This is a genomic window from Timaviella obliquedivisa GSE-PSE-MK23-08B, from assembly GCA_019358855.1.
Taxonomy (GTDB): domain Bacteria; phylum Cyanobacteriota; class Cyanobacteriia; order Elainellales; family Elainellaceae; genus Timaviella; species Timaviella obliquedivisa.
In genome coordinates this window covers 26,246-51,326 of the sequence record JAHHII010000006.1, presented here as the reverse complement: position 1 = coordinate 51,326, position 25,081 = coordinate 26,246, and the positions used below count along the sequence as shown (strand labels likewise).

Here is a 25,081-nt window from a genome sequence, read left to right as displayed (position 1 = left end):
AGAAAGAAAATCCTACCGATTGCGAATTTGCAGAATATGATTCACAACTCCCAAACTCTCCTCATACAAAACATCCTGACCCCAGCGCTGCAACTGCTGACTTAACAGCAACTCAGCCCGCTGATCATTAATCGCTGTTACCAACTCCGTTCGACAAGCCTGTGCGCTTCCTCCAGCCTCCATTCGCATACAACCCGTCGTTTCAGAGCAAAGAATTGTACAGCAATCTGCATTTAGGTTGGTTGAAGTCATTCGCAGCCCAATCAAATCCCCCGTAATCTCTCCAGAATCTGCCGTTGGAATTGCTGCTAGCTCAGCCACAATCTCTCGCTCATGACGACCTGTAAACCGAACATGGCGCAATTCATAGTCGCCCCCCTCTTCGGTATAAGAAACAGGTTCCCACCCTAACCGACTGGCAATCCAACCTAAATACATCAAAGCCTGCGCCGCATTTCCTTTTTCATAGTCGATCGCAATTTGATCAATCTCCTCTAAAGAAGCCCGTCGTTCCGGTGGATCGTATGCCTCTGCACTCAATTCTTGCCAAGCCGAAATTCGGTGCCAATTTAAATCTACTACCGAAGTCCCCGTTTCCACTAGCTCATGAATCTTCAAAAACTCAGATTCAGGATCACTAAAGTAAGAAGAATCTAAGATAATCCCATTGCAGGAATTTACCATCTGTTTGAACAAATCTTGCTCTGGGTTTGGGGTCGCTTTCCACCACACAAACTTTGGCAAATCAGCAATCATTAGCGCAGCAACTTCTTCTCCAATCTGGTTCAGTGCTGCTTTATTGCCCCGCAGGGTAATGTACTCGCAGCAGATCAGACTTGTGCTTGTCTTTTGCAACGGCATGGGACAAGACACCGATACTTGCGTGGTTATCCCTTCTTCATCGCCTAAGACAGGGCAAATGCTAACAATCCGACAAGGATTCTGTACTGCAATCACATCACTCACCCCAAATCCCCGCATGTTGGGATTCGAGATCTTTTTCTGCTCAGGTGAAAGCTTGCTGACCTCTTCCCGTAAGCGAGCTAATGTTTCTGTATCAATGCGACTGGTGAGCCTTAGGTCATAAGCTTTTTGGGCTTCATAGACCGCAGCTTTGGTCATGGAATTGTAAATACCGTCGATCGCCCCCTTGTAAAATCCTAAAATTGCCAAAAGCTGTTGAAACTCCTCCGGCTCGTAAACCACCATGCTAAACGTCGCCGCTCTAACAGCCCCTGCCTCATCCTTGTCGCCATTCTGAAGATGCCAAATTTGGCTTAACTCTGTCTCAATTTCACTCAACGAAATTTCTTTCGGTTTTTGCAGTGCAACAATCGGTGTAGTAGTCATAGGGTAAAGAAAAATGAGTAAACAATGAGCAACTAAAGCCTGCGCCAGCGGCGACCATCCCGATTCAACAATAATTCAGATTCCACGGGTCCCCAGGTTCCCGCCTCATAAAGCGAAACCGCTTCAGGAGGAGCCGGAGCATCCCAAACCTCTAACAAAGGCGCAAGAATCCGCCAAGAAGCCTCAACTTCATCGCCTCGCGTAAAGAGAGTTTGATCTTTCAACATACAGTCAACCAGAAGCCGCGCATAAGCGTCTGTATTGGCTTGACCAAAAGCCGAGTCGTATCGAAAATCCATATCTACTGGACGAGTCCGCAGCGAACTCCCTGGCGTTTTCACCTCAAACCGCATTGAAATCCCTTCATCTGGCTGAATTCGCATTGCCAACACGTTAGGGTTTGCTTGCTTCGTTGCCGACTGAAACATCAAAAACGGCACATCCTTAAACTGAATTGCTACCTCCGAAACCTTCTTGGGCATCCGCTTGCCCGTTCGCAAATAAATAGGTACGCCTTTCCACCGCCAGTTATCGATCACGAGCTTCAGCGCCGCATAGGTCGGAGTGGTAGAGCCGGGTGCAGCCCCCTCTTCTTCCCGATAACTGGGAACTGATTTGCCGCCCATCCAGCCTGTACTGTACTGCCCTCGAATCGCAGACAACCCTAAGTCTTCTACGTTTGCCAACCGAGTGGCTTGCAACACTTTTACCTTTTCGTTGCGAATGCTGTCAGCATCTAAGGAGTTGGGAGGTTCCATCACAGTTAAGCAAAAAAGCTGCATCAGGTGATTTTGTACCATGTCTCGCAGCGCCCCAGCCGTTTCGTAATAGCCAGCCCGACCTTCCAACCCGACGGTTTCGGCGACCGTAATTTGGATGTGATCGACAAACTGGCGATTCCAGAGCGGCTCAAAAATAGCATTGGCAAAGCGAAATACCAGCAAATTTTGAACCGTTTCTTTCCCTAAATAATGATCGATTCGGTAGACTTGCTCTTCGGGGCAAACCTGCCGCACTACGCGGTTGAGTGCTTGTGCAGAAGGAAGATCGGTGCCAAAGGGTTTTTCAATCACCAATCGCTGTTTGCGGGGATCACTCAGCATATTGGCGGCTCCAAGCTGCTGCATGGCTTCTGCAAAATAACGAGGTGCAACCGCTAAGTAAAATAATCGATTGCCTCTGGTGCCTCGTTGTTCATCCAACTCACCCAGGAAAGCCTTGAGCTTTTGATAGCTCGCAGGGTTATCAATATCACCTGAGCAATAGAATAAGCCTTTTGCAAAATCCTGCCAAATTTCTTCCCGACCCAAGCCGCCGCCGTAGTCTTCGATCCCTTCGCGCATTTGTGCCCGAAAATAATCGTGATCCCATTCTCGTCGGGCAACGCCGACAATGGTTAATTCGGGGGGTAATCGCCGCTCTAGCTTCATTTGATAAATGGCTGGGATGAGCTTGCGCTGGGTTAAGTCTCCAGAGGCTCCAAAAATGACCAGAACTTGAGGTTCGGGAATTCGATCTTGTTGTAAACCAACGCGCAGTGGGTTTTCGAGTTGAGCAACCATAGGCTTTAGGGGGCGGTAGAAAGGATAGGGATAGTTTTTTAAGGGAAAAGACAATGCGATCGCTCGTCTTTTATAAGCTGCATAAGCTGGCTATGTTCATAAGGAGATAATTTACTCCTTAAAGGTTAAGGTTATTCGCGGTCGCGCTCATGAATAAAAGATTCAACTAATGCCACATCTTCTCGACTGCCAATAATGAGGGGCGATCGGGCATGAATTTTTTCAGGAATCACATCCATAATTTCTTGCCTTCCGGTTGTGGCTCTGCCACCCGCTTGCTCAATCAAATAAGCCATGGGTGCAGACTCATATAATAATCGCAACTTACCTTCTGGCTGTTTAACAGTTCCAGGATAGAGAAAAACGCCGCCCTGGAATAAAATTCGGTGGAAGTCTCCCACCAGCGCTCCCCCATAGCGGGCAGTATAGCCCTCATGCCGATGAACGTAGCGGATATAGTCTCGCAGCGGCTCGTCCCATTGCCAGAAGTTGCCTTCGTTGACACTGTAAACAGGACCGTGGTTAGGAATTTGAATGTTTTCCTGCGCCAAAATAAACTCGCCCAAACTGGGGTCTAGGATGAAAGCATGAACGCCCGTACCAATTGAATAAACCAGTATCGTGCTGGGTCCGTAGAGAATATAGCCTGCTCCAACTTGTTTGCGCCCTGCTTGAAGCAAATCTTGGGCAGTCCCACCCAAATCTTCGCCCTCTTGCTTCCGAATTGAAAAAATTGAGCCAACGTTCAGATTGACATCCACATTAGATGATCCGTCTAAGGGATCATAAAGCAACGTATAGCGACCTATAGGACAGTTTTCGGGAATGTAGTAAGGCTTCTCCATTTCCTCAGAAGCCAAGCGGCAGACCAGTCCACTCTGCTCGAACACCGAGATAAACACCTGGTTGGTGTAAACATCCATCTTTTTGACTGCTTCGCCCTGGACGTTCTCCTGCCCCGTAAAGCCCAGCGCGTCTTCAATTAAGCCAGCGCTGCTAAGGCGACGAGCAATGAACTTTCCGGCTAGGGCAATCCGGCTCATGAGCGCACTCAGGTCTTGCGCATCGGCTGAGAAACTATGGAGTTGCTGAAGAACGTGGCGCGAAAGGGTGGTGCAATCGCGATCGAGGGCATATTGACGAGTAAGGTCTAACGGTTGCTCAATGTCAGTCATGGGTTTCCTCCCGTTAGGTAGATTCAGAGAGTCTAAGATCTGTCTTGATGAATAACTACTTATCAGGTTGTCAAGTTTATTCAGCTTGTATGTCAGACGCTTATGCCTCTATCTCCTCTATCTTATGGATGCATTTTCAGAACAGGGCTTAACTTTTGTTTTTCTGAAGATAGAGCGCGAAAACTGGCTGTGCAGAGAGGGAACTTATGCAGTATGCTTATCTACTGTAAAGCGAGCTACGGTTCAGACGTAGTTCATTAACACCTTGCGGATGTGGCGGAATTGGTATACGCGCACGCTTGAGGTGCGTGTGGCTTTAGCCTTGCGAGTTCGAGTCTCGCCATCCGCATTACCAACGTTGAAGGGCTAGGAGGTTTTCCCTAGCCCTTTTTCGCGGGTTGCTCCAGCAGAAATACTCCAATCCGTTATGATGCAGGAAGGAAAATAAAGTTTTGTAACTCTCTTTTTAACCTTGACTTCAACTATTCAAACCTCTAAAGGTCTCTCTATTCCGGCTTCTTGGCACGCGCTTCAACCCATTTGGCAGGGTGGAGAAGAGGTGGTGCAATGTGGGTTGCCCAAGCAGCAGTTAGCAACAACCTGGCAAATGCTGCTGCTAGGCGATGGTTCCCATACTCGCAACTTACAGCTTTTAACGGGCGAACCCGTTGAGGTTGATGTGATCGATATGTCAGTGATTGGCACTGACCCAGAGGGCGCACCAGAGATCGTGAAGGTGGTTCCTAATCCTTGGATGCGCCGCCAGGTGTGGCTGCGAAATGCTTCTGGGCAGCGGCTCACCTACGCGGCTTCATGGTGGGAGGCAAGCCATTTGGATGAGTATCTGGAGAATCGATCGCTGCCGATTTGGACGAGTTTGGCGCGATCGCGGACTGAGCTTTACCGCGATATCCAGGGCATTCACTATGGTCATTCTGCGGCATTAGAGCTTGCTTTTGGGGAACCGGGTCCTTTTTGGGGACGACACTATTTGTTTTGGCATAACGAGCAACCCATTACGTTGATTTACGAAGTATTTTCGCCTTGCCTATCGAAGTATTTGGGCGAAACAGTCCAGAAAAGATGATCTATTCTGGCGATCATTTACCGAGGTACGGGAACTTGACCCAGTAACGAAGCTATTAATTCATCTGCCTTTAACCCGTCCATCTGTGCCTCTGGGCGCATGATTAAGCGATGGCGGAGTAAGGGTGGGGCGATCGCTTTAATATCATCTGGAGTCACAAAATCTCGGTTGCATAGCCAAGCGTTTGCCTTACTTGCCTGCAACCAAGCCACTGCCGATCGCGGCGATGCGCCCAGCGCCAAGTCAGGATGCTGCCGAGTTCGCTGCACTAATGTGAGTAAATAGTCCAATAGTGCGTCTGAAACCTGCACTGAGCGAATAGTTTGCCGTGCTGCTAGCACATGTTGAACGGTGGCGATCGGCTTCAAGTTTGCTAAGTCCAGTCGCTTCGTTTGGAGGCTGGTCTGGGAATTCAACAACATTTGCCGCTCGGCTTTGGCATCAGGATATTCTACGACTAATTTAAATAGGAAGCGATCAAGTTGTGCTTCGGGTAGAGGGTATGTGCCTTCAAACTCTAGGGAGTTTTGAGTAGCGATCACCCAGAACAAGTCAGGCAAGCGCATACTTTCGCCGTCTAAAGTGACCTGCTGTTCTTCCATAGCTTCTAAAAGCGCCGCTTGGGTTTTGGGTGGAGTGCGATTAATTTCGTCGGCTAGTAGAATTTCTGTGAAAACGGGCCCTTGCTTAAGGGTAAAGTTGCGGGTGTTAAAGTCAAAAATATTGGTGCCCAAAATGTCAGAGGGCAACACGTCTGGAGTAAGCTGAATACGGCGAAAGTCGGCTTGCACCAACTGAGCCAGAGCCTTAACAGTAAGGGTTTTACCGGTGCCAGGAACGCCCTCTAAAATGACGTGTCCGCCTGCCAGGAACGCAACCATGAGTTGTTGAATAATGGTCGGCTGCCCAACCACAATTTGGCTGAGGGCTTTGGCGAGTTGTGTAAAGGTGGTGTTGTCGTTCACGGGTTCCCAAGTTGACGATGAAGGGTCTGCACTTTTCCCAACCAGGTTAGCAACTCTTGGCGATTTGGGCGCTTTTGATGAGGCTGGCTCAATACGTCTTCAAGTTCGGCGGCGGGTCTTCCGGTTTGCTGAACCCAGGCATCAACCATGACTTGGGGTTCAACCGGATCAATCCCTAAACCAAGCGATCGCTGCACGTAAGCCCGCTCTGCTTTTCCAACGGTTTCCCAAACGAATTCGCTACAGTTTGCTTTTTGCAAAACGCCTGCCAAAGCCTGGATGTATGCCTCGCTGTTATCTAATTTGGGCGGTAATAGTTTGATGGGCAGACCGAACCGCTGATTTTTCTCCCAAATTAAAACGAGGAGAATGATCAACGCTTGCATAGCTAGGACGGGCAAGGAGGTTTGGGCTAAGTAACGAGCAAGGCTACCTGATCTATCTTGAGCGATCGCCTTTTGATCTCGAAATCCATGGAAGTACTCATCAATCCAAATGGGATTGCCGGATGCAATGACGAGTTTCGTTAAAAACTTGAAGTTCCCAGGCTCGTTTTGATAGGCATTGGCGGCAAGATGAGGCGTTGCGACCGAAATAATCTTTCCCTGTCCCAGCACTTGCTCCCATACCACTGCTCCAGCCGCGTCTTTGAGTATAATATTTTGCTCAGCCGTCTTTTGGGTATGGCGGCGGCGCGTCTCTACTTTGACTGCGCCGACCGAACTGGGAAGGTTGGAGCTAAAGGGAGCATTGGTTACAGGCGATCGCACTCCCAGCAATATCACCACATTTCCTTGCTTAACCCAATTTTGATGGGCGATCGGCAGCGAAATCCTCTCTCGCCCGTTGGCTATCCGCACTAGCGTAACTGGTGCTTCTCCTAGCCTAGATAAAACTCTCCCTGAAGAATCATGTTTACTGCCATACTGCACTACCTCTTCTCCCCTGGGTAAAGACGGCGATTTCATCAATTCTTCCAACGGTTGCTGCCAGCGCTTCACCGTAATTCCCTGCTGCTGAAGACTGGCGTACCATGCTCCATAGCCACTGGGCGCACGGCTGTAGGTCGAGCCTTGCATCGCTGGAGCGCGCAAAGATGCAAAGACAAGTATTACAAGCAATGGAATTAGCAGGATTGCCCAGAGCCACAGTTGTCGCCCCCATAAAGCTTTCTTCATAGGCTTTGAATTTGCTGATAAGCTTGCCAGCAGCGCTCAAACGTTTCTGCTGAAATGGCAGCATCGCTGAAGCACAGTCGCTCATGAATGCGAATTAATAATTGATAAGGTTGAGTGCAAGTTAGGGGCAGATCGATCTGCGAGATTAGGCTAAGGTATTCACCATCGGTTCGGCTTCCTTCTTGGCGAACCAGATTGCGATCGCTGAGGTGCTGAAGCGATGCCATATAAAGCGATCGACAGGCTTCGCGGTAGTTACCCTGCTCTTGGGCATGGCGCGATCGCTCTAACCAATCTGCGGTTGATTGTTTGACTAGAGAAGAGAAGGAGGGCGATCGGGATTTTCCTTGCCTCAAATAACCCATTATGTAAGGCTTAAAGACTTGATACAACTGCCAGCCTAACCCCGTCACTACTCCTACAATCACAGTCCAAAAGAATCCTTGCAGAAACCATTCTGGTAGCGCCCAGTCTTCGCTTCCTAAGTTACCTAAACGAATTCCTGAGAACAAGGACTCTATCCATTCCCCTACTTGCTGTTGCTGTTGCTGAATCCACCAGTCAGCACTGCTTTTTTCAAACGTTCCTGAAGCCACAACTCACCTCAAAATCATTTGCCTCGCGCTCATTATGGCGAATTAAATAGCTTAAAAGCCCTGTATACTAAAATTCCCCAAATCTTGATGGAATTGGGGAACTACAGCTTTTGAAAGAAATGTTATGCCATGCTGTTTTCGATCGCCCATCGGGCTAGCTCAGTCCGGTTGTGTAGACCCGTTTTACCTAGCATGTTACTCACGTGGCTTTCGATCGTGCGTTGACTCACATTCAACTCTTCGGCAATCTCACGGTTTGCCATGCCTCGGGCAACGAACTGTACTACTCGTAGCTCTGTAGGAGTTAGCTCTACATCAAACGGCACCTGGATTTTAGGCGAAGAATCCGAACCCTTGTCCTGTCTTTGAATGAGCCGAGACGCTTGCTTTAAAGAGGACTCTACCTGAGCCACAAGTTCTTCTGGCTCAAAAGGCTTGACCATATAAACATCTGCCCCAGTATTTAGCCCTTTCACCCGGTCTTGGCTCTGTCCTTTTGCTGAAAGGAAAAGCACCGGAATCCAACTGGTTCTGGGGTTCTTCCTCACATGCTCAACGAGGGAGTATCCATCCATTTGGGGCATCATCACATCACAAATGATCATGTCTGGAGTGTCTTTATCCAAGACCTCTAGGGCTTCCTGACCATTCTCTGCTGTGACAACTTCGTAACCCCGAAACTCAAGGTAATCCTTAACCAACAAGATTAAGTTGGGGTCGTCGTCAATTAATAGCAGACGCTTGTGCTCTCCCACACTAGTTTCCTTGCTCATGCCTTGGTACTCGCCATACTCAGAATCGATCGCAAACTTGCCAACATAATACCTAGTATTTTCAAACCGCGCTGAAATTATCGTGGCTTAGCCTAAAACGTCTTAAATCTAAATGATTTATCTAACAACAAAAGGCTAAATGTATGACTTACATCATCGTGCCTTGAAATCACATGTATTGAAATCAAAGAATGCACTTCAACTCAATATATATGATAAATAGAAACCCTCAACGCAAATCACTCAGTATCTTGAATAAATTTTCAGGTTGGGAGGTTGCTGTTGCTTGAAAAGCTGCTTGTATTTCAAGTGAGTGAGTTACCTAATCTTGCTAAGGAGCCACTAGGCTCGGGCAAGGGATGTACTAAGAATGCATACTCTTCGACAATTTGATTGCCAATTAAATGCTCTTGAATAATTCGCTCAATGATTTCAGGCGTAGTACTGTGATACCACACACCATCTGGGTAAACAACCAAAATTGGGCCCTGCTGGCAGACGCGTAGGCAGTTTGCTTTAGTCCGAAAAATACAGGAGGAGTGATCCCCTGCGGGTGTCTTGGAGCGCGCGTCTGTGGGTTGGTCAAGCCCAAGCTGCTTCAGCCGCTGCTTCAAGTAATTCCACGCCACAATGCTATCAGCCTTATCACAGCACTTAGGATTGGTTTGATCTGCGCAGATAAAAACGTGACGCTGAATCTCAAGTAGCCCCAACGCCTGTGAGCAAGTTGTTAATGAATCGTGAAATGAATCAGTCACAGCAATATCACAATTAAATAAAGATAAATATCCCAAAAAGTTAGTGTCTTAGTTTATACAGAATTGATTCTAAAATTAGTGATTATGATGAAGCAACGGTACGGATTCTATTAATTTGCTCCTTCAAGGACTGGGCTTTCGGATACATCACCTTGCTCTCTTTGCTAGATATCCTTCTTTGCAGAGTTATTTGCCAAATTAACAGTGTTGCGTACTCTTAGTTTCAGTCACTACTGATGGCAGCAGGTTGGGCAGGCTCAGTCGGCTGAGTTCCATTGAAGTAGGCTTCTAAGACCTGCCGCACCATAGGAGCCGCAAAAGAGCCGCCACCGCCGCCAGAGTTTTCGCCAAATGCCACTACCACAATTTCTGGCTGGTCAGAGGGTGCGTAGGCTCCAAACCAGGTATGAGATTCGCGGGGGGGGTCTTCGGCAGTGCCGCTCTTGCCAGAGATCGGCGGTAAATTAGGAAGATTGAGGGCGTTTCCGGTGCCATCGGTGATGACTTGGCGCAATCCTTTTTGAAGGATTTGCATCACTTCGGGGCTAACGTTGAGAGGCGATCGCCATTTCTTTGCTTCCTGGTTATCCATGAGCAAATGGGGCTTAACCCGGTACCCACCATTGGCTGGCACTGCAAACATCACCGCTACCTGCAATGGCGAAGACTGCATGAAGCCTTGCCCAATTGACATATTAATTGTGTCACCTGCATACCAAGACTCGCCTACTTCTGCCTTCTTCCAGGCTTCGTCTGGAACTAGTCCGGCAGATTCTTCTCGTGCTAACTCAATGCCTGTTTTTTGCCCAAAGCCATATTTCTTTGTCCACTCAATTAAAGGTAGCTCACCCATTTTTCGAGCAGTTTGATAGAAAAAAGTATCGCTGCTCTGCGCCATTGCTCCTGGAAAATCGAGCGGACCAAACCCAGCCCGATTCCAATCCCAAAACTGAATACCACCCACTTCAAGATAGGGGAAAGTAGGTAGGACGGTATCCAAAGGAAAGTTTTTGGATTCAATGGCGGCAGTAGTTGTAACAATTTTGAAGGTACTAGCCGGAGGATAGCCTTGCAGCGCCCGGTTAACAAAGGGAAAAGATTTGCTTTGTAGTTGCTGCCACTGCGCGTTACTAATATTCGTTGAAAACAAGTTGGGATCGAAGGCAGGACGGCTGACCATTGCCAGAATAGCGCCATTGCGTGGGTCGAGGGCAACAATTGCACCCGTGCGATCGCCCAACGCTCTTTCCGCGGCTCGCTGCACGTCCAAGTCTAAGGTCAACTGCACATCGTTTCCAGCACGCGCCTTTTTCTCGCCCAAAATGCCTAGAACTCTGCCTCCACCATCAACCTCAACTTGCTGTCCGCCCCATTCTCCCCGCAACTGCGATTCAAACGCTGCCTCTACTCCCATCTGACCAATCACATCGCCTAGGCGGTAGCCCTGCCCTGTTTTTGCCTCAAAGTCTTGATCGCTCAGTTCCCCGGTGTAGCCTAAAACATGTGCCGCTAAGTCCCCAGCCGGATAGTTGCGCACTGCTTCAGCTTCAATTTGCACGCCTTTAAGCTCTTGCCCTAGCTCAGCTAAAACAGTGACTTGGGCTGGACTGATGCCACGGGCAACCCGTACCAGTTCTGGAGAGGTATAGGTTGCTTTCTCTAGAGGCTTTTGCAAGGTGGCGATCGGTACCTTCAAAATTTCTGATAGCTTCGACAAGATTTCTTGCCAATTTTCCTTCGAGTTGGAGATAGGCCACAGAAATACCGAGTAAGACAAGCGGCTCCCCGCTAGCGTTTTACCCTTTCGGTCTAAAATCTTGCCGCGCTCTGGCTGGCGAGGAATTAGCCGAATGCGATTATTATCGGCAAGCTGTCGATTTCTCTCTCCCTGAAAAATTTGTAAATAAGCCAAACGGCTCCCAATACCGCCCACCATTGCCACACTAATCAGAATCATCACCAATAGCGATTGGTATTGCTGCCCAACCGTCCGAGCGGTGCGAAGTGAGTTAGATTGCTGGGCGATCGGGGCATTTTGAGTTAGAGCCATAAAACCAATTGAGCGAACCAATAGGGCGCGTAGCGGAGGTTTCTCCTATTAGTTTACCGTGTTGGTTACCTAAAACATTGTCCCAGGGGCTGGATACAATTTAAGCAACTCTTTCTCCACACTTTTTGCTTCCCAGGCTTTGTACTCTAGGGGCTTCTTCTAGTTCAACCGGAGGAAGAAAAATTCTGAGACAATTAACTCTTTTCAGATCTCTTCATTAGAAGATTAGATGAGAGCGAGAAAAGATGGCTCTATGTTGAGAACAAACACAATTTGCACTAATTATATGCAACGATCGCATTTCAACAATTACCGATAAATTAAGGGAACGGTTGAAAGTTATAGAGATGAGGAAATTTGTGAATAATGTCTCAAACCGTGATGCAAAACCGCAGCTTTGAAGTTGAAACTCAACCCGATGTAGAACTTCGTAAAGTTTTTAAGGTATTTAATGGTGAGACGGCTGTTCGAGGCATCGACCTCGACATTCGTAAAGGCGAATTCTTCAGTATCCTGGGCCCTTCTGGCTGCGGCAAAACGACCACTCTTCGCCTCATTGCAGGCTTTGAAGAACCTACTGGTGGAGAAGTCTTTATTTGTGGACAATCCATGAATGGTGTGCCTGCTCATCAGCGCCCCGTCAACACCGTCTTTCAAAGCTATGCCCTATTTGGTCATCTCACGGTTTGGGACAACGTTGCCTTTGGGCTGCGCCTCAAAAAATGTAGCCACGCAGAAGTGCAACAACGGGTGGGTGAAGCACTGAGCCTAGTCAAGATGGATTCCTTCGGTCGGCGTTTTCCTGCCCAGCTTTCAGGCGGACAACAGCAGCGGGTGGCGCTTGCCAGGGCATTGATCAACCGTCCTCCTGTCGTGTTGCTCGATGAGCCTTTAGGGGCGCTCGACCTGAAGCTTAGAAAGGAAATGCAGGTTGAGCTTTCTAACTTGCACCAAAAGCTAGGTGTGACCTTTGTGCTGGTGACTCACGATCAAGAAGAGGCATTAAGTCTGTCCGATCGCATCGCTGTTATGAATGGCGGTAGGGTTGAACAAATTGGTACGCCCAGTGAAATTTATGAATCGCCCCTAACTCCCTTTGTTGCAGATTTCATTGGCGATACCAATTTATTTCAAGGCAAAATTGATGAGTCCTACTCTGCCATGCTGCAGGTTGTGACCAACAAGGGGCTAAAAATTTCAGTATGCCCCCAAGACTCTTGGAACGGTTCTAACTCTAGAGATGTAGTGGTAAGCATTCGACCTGAAAAAATTCAGGTTGGCTCAAACCAACCGAGTGACCAAATGAATTGCTACGAAGGTCGGCTCAAACATATTATGTATCTAGGCACCCATGTCCACTACGTCGTAGAGCTATTGACAGGCGAAAGTTTAATGGTGTTGCAGCCAAATCGCCCCGAAAGCCGGATTGATTTGCACACCTCTGTACATGTTTACTGGTCAGCCGCCGATTGTTTGGCGCTCACGACACAAGAAATTAGCGTTTAGAGATCGGGCAGCAGCGCCAAACTAGGGCAAACTGGGCTTATGGATCATTGATCTCTTTGATTTAGTTGCCTGATTGCCACTTACATCTTATTGTTTACACCCCTGCGTGCAATGCCTCCCACGAACCCTAACAATTCCCGACCCTCGTTAGATCTTCAGTCTTTTTCGGCAAGACAACCTTCTACAAGTCGACGGCGGTTTTTGCAAGCTTCGGCAGCAGCCGTTTCGGGGGTTGTTCTGTCTAATTGTGCCCGCAACCTAACTGACTCAACGGTGAGTGGTGGCGCTTCGGGAGGCAACTCTAAAACACTACAGATTTATGGCTGGGTGAATTATACCGATGATAGTTTGTTGAGAGATTTTGAGACGAAGACAGGAGTAAAAGTTACGATCGACACTTACGATTCTAACGAAGCCATGTTTGCCAAGATGCAGGCAGGGGGCGGTAATGCCTACAGCATTATTTATCCGACTGACTACATGGTGACTCAGATGACAGATCTAAAGATGCTGGTTGCTTTAGATAAATCTCGGCTCAAAGGATTAGAGGGATTACAGGAAAAGTGGCAGAATCCGATCTATGACCGGGGCAATAGTCACAGTATTCCGGTGGCATGGGGAACGACGGGGTTAACTTATGACCCAGAGAAATTTGGAGGTACGATTAAGGGCTGGGCTGATTTGTGGGATAGCCAAGATCCTTTGACGCGCCGAGTCACGTTAATTAACGATGTGCGCGAAGTCATGGGGGCAACGCTTCTAGCTTTGGGGCATTCGCTGAATACCGAAAATCCTCAGCATATTAAGGAGGCATACGACAGATTGGTGAAATTTAAGCCAGCGATCGCTGCTTTCCTTACGAATGGTTGGGAAGAGCAACTCGCGAGCGGTGACGTGCTGGTTTCAATGGCGTATTCTACCGATGCCTTGACGCTCATGCGCGAACAGCCCAACCTTCGCTACGTCATCCCCGAAACTGGCTCTTCGCTATGGACTGATACCGTCGCCATTCCCAAAACTGCCCCAAACGTAGAGGGAGCCTATGAATGGATTAACTATATGCTGTCTGCTGAAACTGCTGCCAAGGTTGTAGAACGTCTAAAGTTTGCTACGCCTAACCAAATTGCTTTCGACAAACTGCCCAAAGCCATCAAGAGCAATCAGAATCTTTTTCCATCAAGTGCCACGATTGATCAGTGTGAAGGCATTGCTCCTGTTGCCCCTAAAACCTCTGACACCTTCGATCGCTATTGGACTCAGCTAACGAGCGCTTAATCTGTTCATGACTTTCCTATGGCAACTTCTACCCAACCTTCTGCACCCCTGGCTAAACCTTCTAAACTTCGGCATGGTGTTCCCAAGCTCATTGAGCCGCTGGTATTACTGGCTCCTCCTGGCTTGTGGCTGTTGCTGTTGCTCGTTGCGCCAACGCTGTTGATTTTAGAACTCAGCCTAATTCCAGGGTTTCGGTTGGGGCAGGCGGCAGGCGGATATGGACTAGGAAATTATCTGCAAATTTTTCAGGCAGTTTATTTGCCAGTAGTTTGGCGATCGCTCTCGTTTGCTTTTGGAGCCACATTCTCTAGCCTAATTTTGGGTTTTCCAGTTGCGTATTGGATTGCGGTCATGGCTCCGGCACGCTGGCGTAACCTGTTGCTAGTCGCTTTTGTTTTGCCCCTTTGGACTTCTTCGCTGCTTCGAGCCTACGCCTGGATTGCCATTCTTAGACCGTCGGGAGTGTTAAATTCACTATTGGGGGCGATCGGGCTACCGGGTCAAGATTTGCTCAATCGTCCGCCCGCTGTTTTCATTGGCATGACGTACAGTTTTTTGCCCTACATGGTGCTAATTCTCTACGCCTCTTTAGAAAAATTAGATAAGCAATTGCTCGAAGCTTCTGCTGATTTAGGAGCCACGCCCCAACAGACTTTTTGGAAGGTCACTGTTCCTCAAACGATGCCGGGAATTGCGGCGGCTTGCTTGCTGGTATTCATTTCTAGCCTGGGTGATTTTGTGGTGCCAGAACTGTTGGGCGGCGCGGCGAGTATGACGGTTTCGCGCTTGATTTACAACCAGTTTTTGGGGGCAACTTTGAATTGGGGGTTTGGCTCCAGCTTGAGTATGATTTTAATCTTGGGCGTAAGTGTGGCGATCGCTCTCTTAATTAAATACGGCGATCGAGATGGAGCGAACTTAACGTGAACCCAACAGCGCCCAAACGGGAAATTTCCTGGCAGTTTCTATTCACGCTGCTGATGTTTGCCTTCATGTATGTCCCCATACTAATTTTGGCGATTTATAGTTTTAACGAGTCTCGCTTTAGCGCCAGTTGGACAGGGTTGAGTCTGCGGTGGTACGCCAGCTTGCTGCAAGATAGCCGCCTCCTTTCCTCATTGCGGGACACTTTATTTGTAGGAGTTTTTGCTGTCAGCATTTCTGCTGTGCTAGGCACAATGATGGCGGTAGGATTATTCAAATATAAGTTTCCCGGCAAAAGCTTGTACCGGGGGCTGTCTTATTTGCCACTGATTATTCCTGACATTGCGATCGCCGTTGCCACTCTAGTTTTCCTGGTTTCAGTCGGGCTATCTCGCAGTATTTGGACAATTGTTGCCGCCCATATCGTGTTTTGCTTGGCATACATTGCCGTAGTGGTTTCCACGCGCCTATCTAGCTTAAATCCTTCTTTAGAAGAAGCTGCCCTCGATTTAGGAGCAACTCCTACTCAGGCTTTTATCAAGGTTTTGCTACCAGAACTTATGCCTGCCATCCTCTCTGGCTGCCTGCTCGCCTTTGTGCTGAGTATGGACGATCTGCTGATTTCTAGTTTTACGGCGGGCGCAGGAGCGAACACCCTACCGATGGAAATCTTTAGCCGCGTTCGGACGGGGGTTAAGCCAGATATTAATGCGTTGAGCGTTGTATTAATCTTGTTTTCGGGTGTTTTGGCATTTACGGCTGAATACTTGCGAAACCAAGGCGATCGCAAAAAACTAGGTTAGCTCCGTCGATCGCGCCTGTTCTAGTCAAATAGCCTCATCCGGGTTAATTCCTACGGCTCTCAGGCGCTCTGCCAGAGCGGACGATCGTCGCCTTTCCTCTTCCAGAGCTATTTCTGAGTCTTCTAGGGCAGATTCTGCTCGATCGGCTCGTTGTTTCTCCTGTTCTAATTGTTGAGCAATTTCCACATAGCCCAAAAATCGCTTCCCATCTGGACGGTAGATTTCTAGCTCCTCACTGGAACTCTCAAATCGAATCTTTAGGCGCGGACTAGTCCAACGGTCAATCGGCTCGATCGCATCTAAATATCCCTCTGTTCGCAGCCAGCCCTGAAATTCGTGGGTATCAGGGTCATACAGATAATATTCTTGTACGCCATGGCGATCGTAAAACAGCAACTTTCGCTCCATTTCGGTGCGCGTGTTCCCAGGAGAAAGGATTTCAAAGACAACTTGAGGCGCGATATTATCCTCTTTCCACTGCTGATAAGAGCCGCGGTCACCCTTGGGTCTGCCAAAAACAACCATTGCATCGGGTGCCGTCCGAATTTTGTTATTGCCCTCAATGGGATACCAGAGCAGATCACCCGCGACAAAGACTGCCGGGTTATCGGCGAATAACAACTCTAAATTTTCTTTGATCACCACAATCCATCGGAACTGTTTGGTATTGTCCGCCATGGGTTGCCCATCGCTATCAGAATAGATAACCTCTGTAGAGTCTTGGATCTGAGAAACCATGGTTGATATCTCCGGGGTGATTTAGCCCTAGCTTAGCGGTTTTTTGGGGAGGGGCACACTCTTCGAGATGCCCCAAGAACTACCCCTCCCAAACAACTTTTTCTTGGCGAACTTTTTCTTAGCGCACCAATGCAGGCTGAGCGCTAAACAACTTCAAGACTCGATCGGCAATTTGAGCAGGCGTTAGACCCAACTCTATGAACGACTCTTCTGGCGTAGCATGATCGACCAACACATCGGGAATACCAATGCGGGTAATGGGCACGACGACGTTGAGGTCTAGTAGCGCTTCGGCAACGGCTGAACCAAAGCCACCCATGAGACAGCCTTCCTCTAGGGTCACGACTCGCCCAATTTGTTGAGCCAGCGGCGCAAATAGCTGAGTATCCAACGGTTTGGCGAACCGCGCATTGATCACTGTCGCTTCAATGCCATGCTCACTCAGAATTTCTGCCGCTTGCATGGTGGAATAGACCATTGAGCCATAGCCCAACATCAGGACATCATCGCCTTGTCGCAAGATTTCGGCTTCACCAATGGGCAGCGGCTCCCAGCCTTCTTCCATGAGGGGTACGCCGTAGCCGTTGCCCCGTGGATAGCGCATGGCGATCGCTCCCTCGGTATAATTCACTCCAGTCACGATCATTCTCTGTAGCTCTGCCTCATCTTTAGGAGCCATCAGCACAATGCTGGGAATCGATCGCAGATAGGCGATATCGTATGCGCCCTGGTGAGTCGGACCATCTGCCCCGACAATGCCAGCGCGATCGAGGCAGAAGAACACAGGCAGCTTTTGAATGCAAACATCGTGAACAATTTGGTCGTATGCTCGCTGCAAGAAAGTAGAGTAGATCGTGGCAACAGGGCGCATTCCCTCGCAGGCAAGCCCGGCTGCCATGGTGATGGCGTGCTGCTCAGCGATACCCACATCAATGTACTGATTGGGCAGCTTGGCTTGAAACTTGTCTAAGCCTGTGCCCGTACCCATTGCAGCAGTAATAGCGATGATGCGCGGATCGTTTTCTGCCAGCTTGGTTAAGGTGTGGGCGAACACTTTGGAATAGCTGGGAGGTTTGGGCTTGCTAGCCGGAATAGCTTTGCCCGTTGCAATGTTAAAAGGATTTTGCGCGTGGTAGCTAACTTGATCAGCTTCGGCGATCGCATATCCCTTTCCTTTCACAGTCGCCACATGAACCAGCACAGGGCCCGGATGCTTGTGTGCCTGCTGGAAAGTCGTAATCAGTTCCTCTAAGTTATGCCCATCGACAGGCCCCATGTAGGTGAAGCCCAATTCTTCAAACACTGCCCCCACTTTAGGAACTGCCAGCCGCTTCATGCCTTCTTTAACACGGGCAAGTTCGGGCGTTAAAGACTCGCCTACAAAGGGCAGATGCTTGATTTGTTCCTCTAGATTATCTTTGAAGAACTGCACAGGCGGACTGAGCCGCATTTTATTGAGATAGCGGGGAATTGCTCCGACATTAGGCGAAATCGACATATTGTTATCGTTGAGCACTACTAGCAGATTGGTTTTGGGTAAATGCCCCGCGTGGTTGATGGCTTCTAATGCCATGCCCCCAGTTAATGCTCCATCGCCAATGACCGCCACAACTTTGTTCTTTTCGCCTTTAGCATCTCGTGCCAATGCCATGCCCAGCGCGGCTGAAATGCTGGTGGAGGCGTGACCCGCGCCAAAATGGTCAAACCGACTCTCGCTGCGTTTCAGATAACCCGCTACTCCTGCCTTTTGGCGAAGTGTGGAGAAGCGATCGTAGCGTCCAGTGATGAGTTTGTGAGGATACGCCTGATGTCCTACGTCCCAGATCACCTTATCGCGATCGAGGTCGAGCGTCTGATAGAGAGCTATGGTTAGTTCGACAACACCCAGCCCAGGGCCCAGGTGACCGCCGCTAGCGGCTACGGTTTCTAAATGTTTTTCACGAATCTGTAACGCAATTTGCTTGAGCTGCTGCATCGATAGCCCATGCAATTGGTTGGGATGGGTGATTTCACTCAGGTGCATATGAAAGATACCTTGCGAAATGTAAAGTGTTCTACCTTCTATTGTTTCACTGTAATTCTTTCTAGGGGACGGATTTTATTAAGGTTTTCGGTGATTATTTGCAATTCTTTTTGAAAAAATGTATCGAAGCGGAGCGGGTCTAGGGATTGATACCCCTTTGTCATACTCCTGGAAATGCCGATCGCCCCACCAGTTGCCCTGTCGAGAGAAGTGTTCACGAGGTACTGTAAAAGTATCCCGATACGGTTAAATATGATCTGTGGCGCGCGTGCTGCTTCGCAGATACCGCAAGGGTCGCCCAATCTCCATCTCTACAGCCGCATCCATTAACCAAAGACTATTAACTGAAGACTATGCTGGAACAATACCGTCAACACGTTGCAGAACGCTCTGCCCTTGGAATTCCTCCGTTGCCCCTTAGTGCAGAACAGGCTGCGGATCTCTGTGATCTGTTGAAAAATCCTCCGGCAGGTGAAGAGGCGGCATTAATGGAAATGTTGACCGATCGCATTCCTCCAGGCGTTGATCAAGCGGCTTATGTGAAGGCTGGTTTTCTGACAGCGATCGCCAAAAGCGAAATCACTAGCCCGCTGATCACCCCCACCGCCGCAACCGAACTTCTCGGTACTATGATGGGCGGCTATAACGTCCATGCTCTGATTGATTTGCTCCAGGTTGACGAAGTCGCGCCGACTGCCGTTGCCGCCCTCAGCAAAACTTTGTTAGTTTACGATGCCTTTCATGATGTGCAAGAACTGGCAGAAACGAACTCCTACGCTCAGCAGGTCATCGATTCTTGGGCAGCGGCAGAATGGTTTACGACTCGCCCTAAGTTGGCAGAAGCCATTAACGTCACTGTCTTTAAAGTGCCGGGAGAAACTAACACTGATGATCTCTCGCCCGCAACTCATGCAACCACGCGCCCTGATATTCCGCTCCACGCTCTAGCGATGTTGGAAACGAAACAGCCTGGATCTTTAGAGGCGATCGCCCATCTGAAACAGAAAGGGCATCCCGTAGCCTACGTGGGCGATGTAGTGGGAACGGGATCTTCGCGTAAATCAGCCATTAACTCGGTGCTGTGGCACATTGGCAATGATATTCCCCATGTTCCGAATAAGCGATCGGGCGGCTTCATCCTCGGCGGCAATATTGCGCCGATCTTTTTCAACACCGCTGAAGATTCTGGCTCCTTGCCCATTGAGTGCGATGTCAGCACCATGGAAACAGGTATGGTGATTACGATTTATCCTTACAAGGGCGAAATCACTAACGAAGCGGGAACGGTCATTTCTACATTTACCCTCAAGCCCGACACGATTTTAGATGAAGTCCAAGCAGGCGGACGGATTCCCTTGCTGATTGGGCGGACGCTCACCGACAAAATTCGCGCGGCAATCGGCTTAGAACCCAGTCCCGAATTCCGTCGTCCCTCCATGCCTAACGATACGGGCAAAGGCTTCACCCTGGCGCAAAAAATGGTAGGCAAAGCTTGCGGTTTACCCGGTGTACGCCCCGGCACTTCCTGCGAACCGCTGATGACGACTGTCGGTTCCCAAGATACGACAGGCCCGATGACCCGTGACGAGCTAAAAGAGCTAGCGTGTCTAGGCTTTAGCGCCGATTTAGTCATGCAAAGCTTCTGCCACACAGCCGCATATCCCAAGCCTGTAGACCTGGTGACTCATCAGGATTTACCCGACTTTATCAATTCTCGTGGCGGCGTTTCCTTGCGTCCTGGTGACGGCATTATTCACTCTTGGCTCAACCGAATGCTGCTCCCCGATACCGTCGGCACAGGCGGTGATTCCCATACGCGGTTTCCGTTAGGTATTTCCTTCCCGGCAGGTTCTGGATTGGTGGCGTTTGCAGCGGCGTTGGGCGTAATGCCCTTGGATATGCCCGAATCGGTAAAGGTGAAATTTACAGGATCGTTGCAACCCGGCGTAACCCTGCGAGATGTGGTCAACGCCATTCCCTATGTTGCTATTCAAAAAGGGTTGCTAACCGTAGAAAAGCAGAACAAGCAAAACATCTTTTCTGGGCGAATTATGGAAATGGAAGGGTTGCCCGACCTGAAGTTAGAGCAAGCCTTTGAACTAACCGATGCCACTGCCGAGCGCTCTTGTGCAGGCAGCACCATCAAACTTAGTCCTGAAACCGTGGCGGAATATCTGCGTTCTAACGTGGCGTTGCTGAAAAATATGGCGGCGCGCGGCTATGGCGATGCCCGTACCATTCTGCGGCGCGTAGTCAAGATGGAGCAGTGGTTGGCAAACCCAATTTTGCTAGAAGCTGATGCTGATGCGGAATATGTGGCAATCCTTGAGGTCAATTTGGACGATATTAAGGAACCGATCGTTGCCGCTCCGAATGATCCTGACAACATTAAGCTGATGTCGGAATGTGCGGGCGACCCGATTCATGAGGTGTTTATTGGCTCTTGCATGACCAACATTGGGCATTATCGGGCGGCGGCAAAGGTGCTAGATGGGGCAGGCGTGGCGAAGGCAAAACTGTGGATTGCGCCTCCAACCCGAATGGACGAAAAGCAACTCCGCGAAGAGGGGATGTATGACATTTTTGTGGCGACGGGTGCCCGAACGGAAATGCCAGGATGTTCGCTGTGTATGGGCAATCAGGCGCGGGTCGCCGATGGCGTGACGGTCTTTTCAACGTCAACGCGCAATTTTAACAACCGTATGGGCAAAGATGCTCAGGTTTATCTGGGTTCTGCTGAACTGGCGGCAGTTTGTGCACTGCTGGGACGAATTCCCACAGTGGCGGAGTATTTGGAGGTGATGGCGGAGAAGATTGATCCGTTTGCGGCAGATTTATATCGCTACCTGAACTTTAATGAAATTTCGGGATTTGAAGATGAGGGGCGGGTGATTTCGCTAGAAGAGATGCCGAGGATTGAGGATTTATTGGGGATGCCTGTAGGGACGGCATAAGTTGAACCAGGTGTATGAAAAGGTGGTGTTGGATTTGGCGATCGCCCATAACCATTTACCTCGTTAAAGCTGAAGGGTGAGGATTGGGAATGGGGCTGATGTAGAATTCTTGGCAAAATCCTGCTCTATCCCTAAAATTAGGGTGATCTTAAGGACTGTGTTTCCTTACCCCCGAAAGCTGAATGCTACCATCGACTAAAGATTTTTTCATTAGCTACAACCAGGGCGATCGCCCTTGGGCGGAATGGTTGGCTTGGACGCTAGAAGAAGCAGGCTACTCAGTTATTATTGATGCCTGGGATTTCCGACCGGGGGGCAACTTTGTATTGGAAATGGACAAAGCTGCAAAGCAGAGCCATAAAACAATCGCTGTTTTATCGGATCACTACTTGCAAGCGGCGTATACACAATCGGAATGGACAACGGCGTTTGCTAAAGATCCGACAGGCGAAAACCGTAGTTTATTAACGGTTCGGGTTAGCCCTTGTGAACCAGGAGGGATGCTGAGTTTAATCACTCGTGTAGACATTTTTGGGTTAGATGAAGCAACAGCACAGTTGAGGGTTTTGGAAGCCCTGAAAGAACGCGCAAAGCCCAAACAAAAGCCAAATTTTCCTGGAAGTGATCCGCCAGTCCAGCGCGTACCGTTTCCGGGTGAGCAGCCAGAGACGCAGGACGTTGATTTAGCGGTGATGTTTCGGGAGGCGTTTCCTAAAAGAATTGAAAAATGGAGCGATCGCCAGCGGGATTTGCTGCAAGCGGTGCGATCGGAAGTGCAACAGCGTTTAGACGATGTTCTGAATGATGATGTATTGATTCCGCTGGCAATGTTGGAGCAACCGCAACAGGTCGATCGCTCTCCCCTAAAACCGCGCCGCAAACTAGAAACACCGGATGGCATTACCGACTTGGCTGCTCAACCCATGCTGAAGGTGTTTTGCCAAGCTCAGCGCAAACTCTTAATTTTGGGTGATCCGGGGGCGGGCAAGACGACGACGCTGTTGGGATTGGCGCAGGAGCTTTTGGCAGGGGCGATCGCTACACCAGGGACAGTGCTGCCGATTATTTTTGAGCTTTCGGCATGGAAGGATGACAAACAGCCAATTAGGGATTGGCTGAAGGTGCAGCTTAAGGAGATGTTTAACATTCAGCCCAAAGAAAGCGAACAGTGGCTGAAAGATAAGCTGTTGCTGCCGCTGCTGGATGGGCTGGATGAGTTGGGCTTGGAGCGTCAGCAGAAGTGTATTGTTGCGATCAATCGATTGGTGGCGCAGTTTACCTATCCGCATCTAGTGGTGTGTTGCCGTGGTGAGGAATACCGCGAGGGAGGAGCAACGTTGGGGCAGCTTGCTGGAGCAGTGAGTTTGGAGCCGTTGGGAGATGAGCAGATTCGGCGGTATTTGTTGAATGTGGGGCAGAGGGAGTTTTGGGAGGCGTTAGAGACGCAGCCGAAGATGGGGGCAATGTTGGAAAACGATGAGGCAGGGAAGCCGGGGATTTTGCGGGTGCCATTGCTGTTGAGCATTGCGGCGGTGGCTTATGAGGGGCGATCGTTTGGTACTAAGGCGGAGTTATTGGAAGCATATATTGAGCGACGGTTGAGTTGGGATATGCGAAAGGCAGAGTGGAATCTGCGGGGGGCGAAGGGAAAGGAGTGGGCGTATAAAGCCCTAGAGTCGGAGCCGAAGTATGCGCAGACACAGCATTATTTGCAGTGGTTAGCGGGAAAGTTAAAGAAGAGTTTTCAGACGGAATTGTTGCTTGAGCGGATACAGCCGGAGTGGTTGGATACAAGGAATCAGAAGTTGCAGTATCGCTTAACTTCTATGCTGATTTTTGGGATAACTGGCGTGCCGACTTTTATGCTGGCTATTACACCAACTGCTGGGTTGCTCTACAGGCTAACTGGTGGGCTGATAGCTGGCGGGCTGATGATTGGGCTACCTTTTGGGTTAATTAATGCGTTTTCTGAGATTGAGACCGTAGGGGTTTTTAGAACTTGGATGTCGCGCGAAGCACGCCGAGAAATTGTGCGCTGTCTAAAAGAATGGTTGCCTTTTGGGCTGCTTCTTGGGGTGCTTGCTGGACAGTTTCTGAGCCTAATAATAGGACTGTCTGGAGAACGAACTTTTGCACATCTCATTACATTGCTGTTTGTGGAGGTGTTTTTTGGGTTAGTTAGTGGGTTGATGATTGGGGTAAGTATAGGACTGATTTTTGGAATGACTGTCGGGATGAAGCAAGACTTAGAGGTACGATTGCGCCCAAACCAAGGCATTTGGAACTCGCTCCAAAGCACACTTTGGATAATCCTGCTCTCCTATATAAGCGGTGTAATTCTTGTGTCTTTTCCTGTAGCGATCGCTGACGGAATTGGCAAAAGAAAAGATTGGCACATGATTGCTGGAGCACTTCTACAAAACTTGTCCATTATCCTTATCCCCCAATGGTTAGCGGTTTCTATAGTGCTAGGTTTTACCCTAGGTGGCGTTGCCTTTATCCAACACTTCTGCCTCCGCCTCATCCTTACCAGTAACCAATCTGCCCCGTGGCATTATGCGCGCTTCCTTAACTACTGCGTCGAGCGCCGTTTGCTGCAACGGGTGGGCGGGCGATATCGGTTCTTGCACCGGGAATTGCTAGAACATTTTGCGGAAAGGAGTAGGAAGTAGGGAGTGGATGGGGTTTTGAAATGATGAACGCGGAACGCGGAACTTTAAAGACAAGAATTCAGGTTATCGAATCAGTGCCGTAAGTTGATTCCAAACCGCTATTATCAGTAAGCTCAGAGGATGTTTGAAAAGTATTAAAGCCTCTTACACTCGCCCCCTAAATCCCCCATTTTGGGGGACTTTGAACAAGAAGTGGCTTAAAAGTCCCCCAAAATGGGGGATTTAGGGGGCGGTTCGGGTCACAATTTTGACTTTTCAAACATCCTCTCAGTTAAGCTACACAAGAATGAAACCCAATAATGAGCAAGCTCAGGGGCTTTATCGCCTCTGCTACCGCCTCACCAATGTGATTTACTCTGGATGGCAGTATAGATCCATTGAAATCGTTAGAATCGATGAGCGGACTGGCAACTTGTATGTGCTTGCCGGAGACAGCCTCGACTTCGAGATCAAGCCAACTGGAAGGTACGAGCCATGACACAAGCCAATTTTGAATCCATGAATCTTGATGAATTACGTCATTATGTTTTGGTTCATCGAGAGGATACCAATGCTTTTCACGTTTATATCGATCGCTCCAAAGCATCAGGACGCATGATTACCATTCATCCCGATGATCCCAATTGGGAAAAGGTTTTAGAGCAGAAGATTCAGCAAGCGACAGGCGAAACTGAAGCAAATTAGCTGCACCG

General features: G+C 49.1%; 20 protein-coding genes and 1 tRNA gene. 10 read left to right on the top strand and 11 right to left on the bottom strand.

All coding sequences use genetic code 11. The features are described 5' to 3' along the window. Positions 1 to 12 precede the first annotated feature (12 nt). The 3 genes from opcA to fbp form a co-directional block, all read right to left on the bottom strand. Positions 13 to 1,350, bottom strand: coding sequence for a glucose-6-phosphate dehydrogenase assembly protein OpcA (opcA, locus tag KME11_12690; GenBank protein MBW4516067.1), 1,338 nt, complete (start codon positions 1,348 to 1,350; stop codon positions 13 to 15). A gap of 32 nt (positions 1,351 to 1,382) precedes the next feature. Next, on the bottom strand, positions 1,383 to 2,912 hold the full coding sequence (locus tag KME11_12685; protein MBW4516066.1) for a glucose-6-phosphate dehydrogenase: 1,530 nt from the start codon (positions 2,910 to 2,912) through the stop codon (positions 1,383 to 1,385). Positions 2,913 to 3,043: 131 nt separating this feature from the next. Beyond that, entirely contained in the window at positions 3,044 to 4,087 is a 1,044-nt protein-coding gene (gene fbp / locus KME11_12680) for a class 1 fructose-bisphosphatase (GenBank protein MBW4516065.1), read from the bottom strand. Between the two features lie 267 nt (positions 4,088 to 4,354). Between fbp and KME11_12675 the strand changes: the two genes are divergently transcribed. Together KME11_12675 and KME11_12670 are read left to right on the top strand one after the other, a co-directional pair. Continuing rightward, positions 4,355 to 4,436 (top strand) — tRNA-Leu (locus tag KME11_12675). A gap of 123 nt (positions 4,437 to 4,559) precedes the next feature. Further along, positions 4,560 to 5,174 carry a chorismate lyase gene (locus KME11_12670; protein MBW4516064.1) on the top strand — a complete coding sequence of 205 codons (615 nt, stop codon included), beginning with the start codon at positions 4,560 to 4,562 and terminating at the stop codon, positions 5,172 to 5,174. A gap of 17 nt (positions 5,175 to 5,191) precedes the next feature. On the opposite strand, the gene KME11_12665 is transcribed toward KME11_12670, so the two are convergent. The 6 genes from KME11_12665 to mrdA form a co-directional block, all read right to left on the bottom strand. After that, positions 5,192 to 6,055 carry a MoxR family ATPase gene (locus KME11_12665; protein MBW4516063.1) on the bottom strand — a complete coding sequence of 288 codons (864 nt, stop codon included), beginning with the start codon at positions 6,053 to 6,055 and terminating at the stop codon, positions 5,192 to 5,194. Positions 6,056 to 6,135: 80 nt separating this feature from the next. Further along, positions 6,136 to 7,317: a DUF4350 domain-containing protein gene (locus KME11_12660; protein MBW4516062.1), complete on the bottom strand. Its 1,182-nt coding sequence runs from the start codon at positions 7,315 to 7,317 to the stop codon at positions 6,136 to 6,138. Beyond that, positions 7,314 to 7,913: a DUF4129 domain-containing protein gene (locus KME11_12655; protein ID MBW4516061.1), complete on the bottom strand. Its 600-nt coding sequence runs from the start codon at positions 7,911 to 7,913 to the stop codon at positions 7,314 to 7,316. Before KME11_12655 ends, KME11_12660 begins: the two co-directional genes overlap by 4 nt. A 122-nt stretch (positions 7,914 to 8,035) precedes the next feature. Next, complete coding sequence (locus tag KME11_12650) at positions 8,036 to 8,686, bottom strand: response regulator transcription factor (protein ID MBW4516060.1); 651 nt, start codon at positions 8,684 to 8,686, stop codon at positions 8,036 to 8,038. A gap of 305 nt (positions 8,687 to 8,991) precedes the next feature. Next, positions 8,992 to 9,444 (bottom strand): ferredoxin, encoded by a 453-nt coding sequence (locus KME11_12645; GenBank protein ID MBW4516059.1) that lies wholly within the window; start codon positions 9,442 to 9,444, stop codon positions 8,992 to 8,994. A gap of 223 nt (positions 9,445 to 9,667) precedes the next feature. Continuing rightward, a complete protein-coding gene (gene mrdA, locus KME11_12640) occupies positions 9,668 to 11,494 on the bottom strand; it encodes a penicillin-binding protein 2 (GenBank protein ID MBW4516058.1) in 1,827 nt (608 codons plus the stop codon). A 366-nt stretch (positions 11,495 to 11,860) separates the two neighbouring features. Between mrdA and KME11_12635 the strand changes: the two genes are divergently transcribed. The 4 genes from KME11_12635 to KME11_12620 all read left to right on the top strand — a co-directional run bounded on the left by KME11_12635 (position 11,861) and on the right by KME11_12620 (position 16,002). Continuing rightward, positions 11,861 to 13,000, top strand: a complete 1,140-nt coding sequence (locus KME11_12635; protein ID MBW4516057.1) for an ABC transporter ATP-binding protein — start codon at positions 11,861 to 11,863, stop codon at positions 12,998 to 13,000. Between the two features lie 111 nt (positions 13,001 to 13,111). After that, a complete protein-coding gene (locus KME11_12630; GenBank protein MBW4516056.1) occupies positions 13,112 to 14,275 on the top strand; it encodes a spermidine/putrescine ABC transporter substrate-binding protein in 1,164 nt (387 codons plus the stop codon). A gap of 18 nt (positions 14,276 to 14,293) precedes the next feature. Beyond that, a complete protein-coding gene (locus KME11_12625) occupies positions 14,294 to 15,202 on the top strand; it encodes an ABC transporter permease (protein ID MBW4516055.1) in 909 nt (302 codons plus the stop codon). A gap of 65 nt (positions 15,203 to 15,267) precedes the next feature. Further along, the gene (locus tag KME11_12620) at positions 15,268 to 16,002 is read left to right on the top strand and encodes an ABC transporter permease (protein MBW4516054.1); all 735 of its coding nucleotides are present in this window, start codon (positions 15,268 to 15,270) and stop codon (positions 16,000 to 16,002) included. Between the two features lie 24 nt (positions 16,003 to 16,026). Here the strand turns inward: KME11_12620 and KME11_12615 are convergent, their stop codons facing one another. Both KME11_12615 and dxs read right to left on the bottom strand, forming a co-directional pair. Further along, entirely contained in the window at positions 16,027 to 16,740 is a 714-nt protein-coding gene (locus KME11_12615) for a Uma2 family endonuclease (protein ID MBW4516053.1), read from the bottom strand. 118 nt (positions 16,741 to 16,858) lie between these two features. Next, entirely contained in the window at positions 16,859 to 18,763 is a 1,905-nt protein-coding gene (gene dxs / locus KME11_12610; GenBank protein ID MBW4516052.1) for a 1-deoxy-D-xylulose-5-phosphate synthase, read from the bottom strand. Between the two features lie 353 nt (positions 18,764 to 19,116). On the opposite strand from dxs, the gene acnB reads away from it, so the two are divergent. The 4 genes from acnB (at position 19,117) to KME11_12590 (ending at position 25,073) form a co-directional block, all read left to right on the top strand. Then, the gene (gene acnB, locus KME11_12605; protein MBW4516051.1) at positions 19,117 to 21,717 is read left to right on the top strand and encodes a bifunctional aconitate hydratase 2/2-methylisocitrate dehydratase; all 2,601 of its coding nucleotides are present in this window, start codon (positions 19,117 to 19,119) and stop codon (positions 21,715 to 21,717) included. 182 nt (positions 21,718 to 21,899) lie between these two features. Further along, positions 21,900 to 24,389 carry a TIR domain-containing protein gene (locus KME11_12600; protein MBW4516050.1) on the top strand — a complete coding sequence of 830 codons (2,490 nt, stop codon included), beginning with the start codon at positions 21,900 to 21,902 and terminating at the stop codon, positions 24,387 to 24,389. Positions 24,390 to 24,675: 286 nt separating this feature from the next. Then, positions 24,676 to 24,867: a hypothetical protein gene (locus KME11_12595; GenBank protein MBW4516049.1), complete on the top strand. Its 192-nt coding sequence runs from the start codon at positions 24,676 to 24,678 to the stop codon at positions 24,865 to 24,867. Further along, positions 24,864 to 25,073: a hypothetical protein gene (locus tag KME11_12590; GenBank protein ID MBW4516048.1), complete on the top strand. Its 210-nt coding sequence runs from the start codon at positions 24,864 to 24,866 to the stop codon at positions 25,071 to 25,073. Before KME11_12595 ends, KME11_12590 begins: the two co-directional genes overlap by 4 nt. Positions 25,074 to 25,081 lie beyond the last annotated feature (8 nt).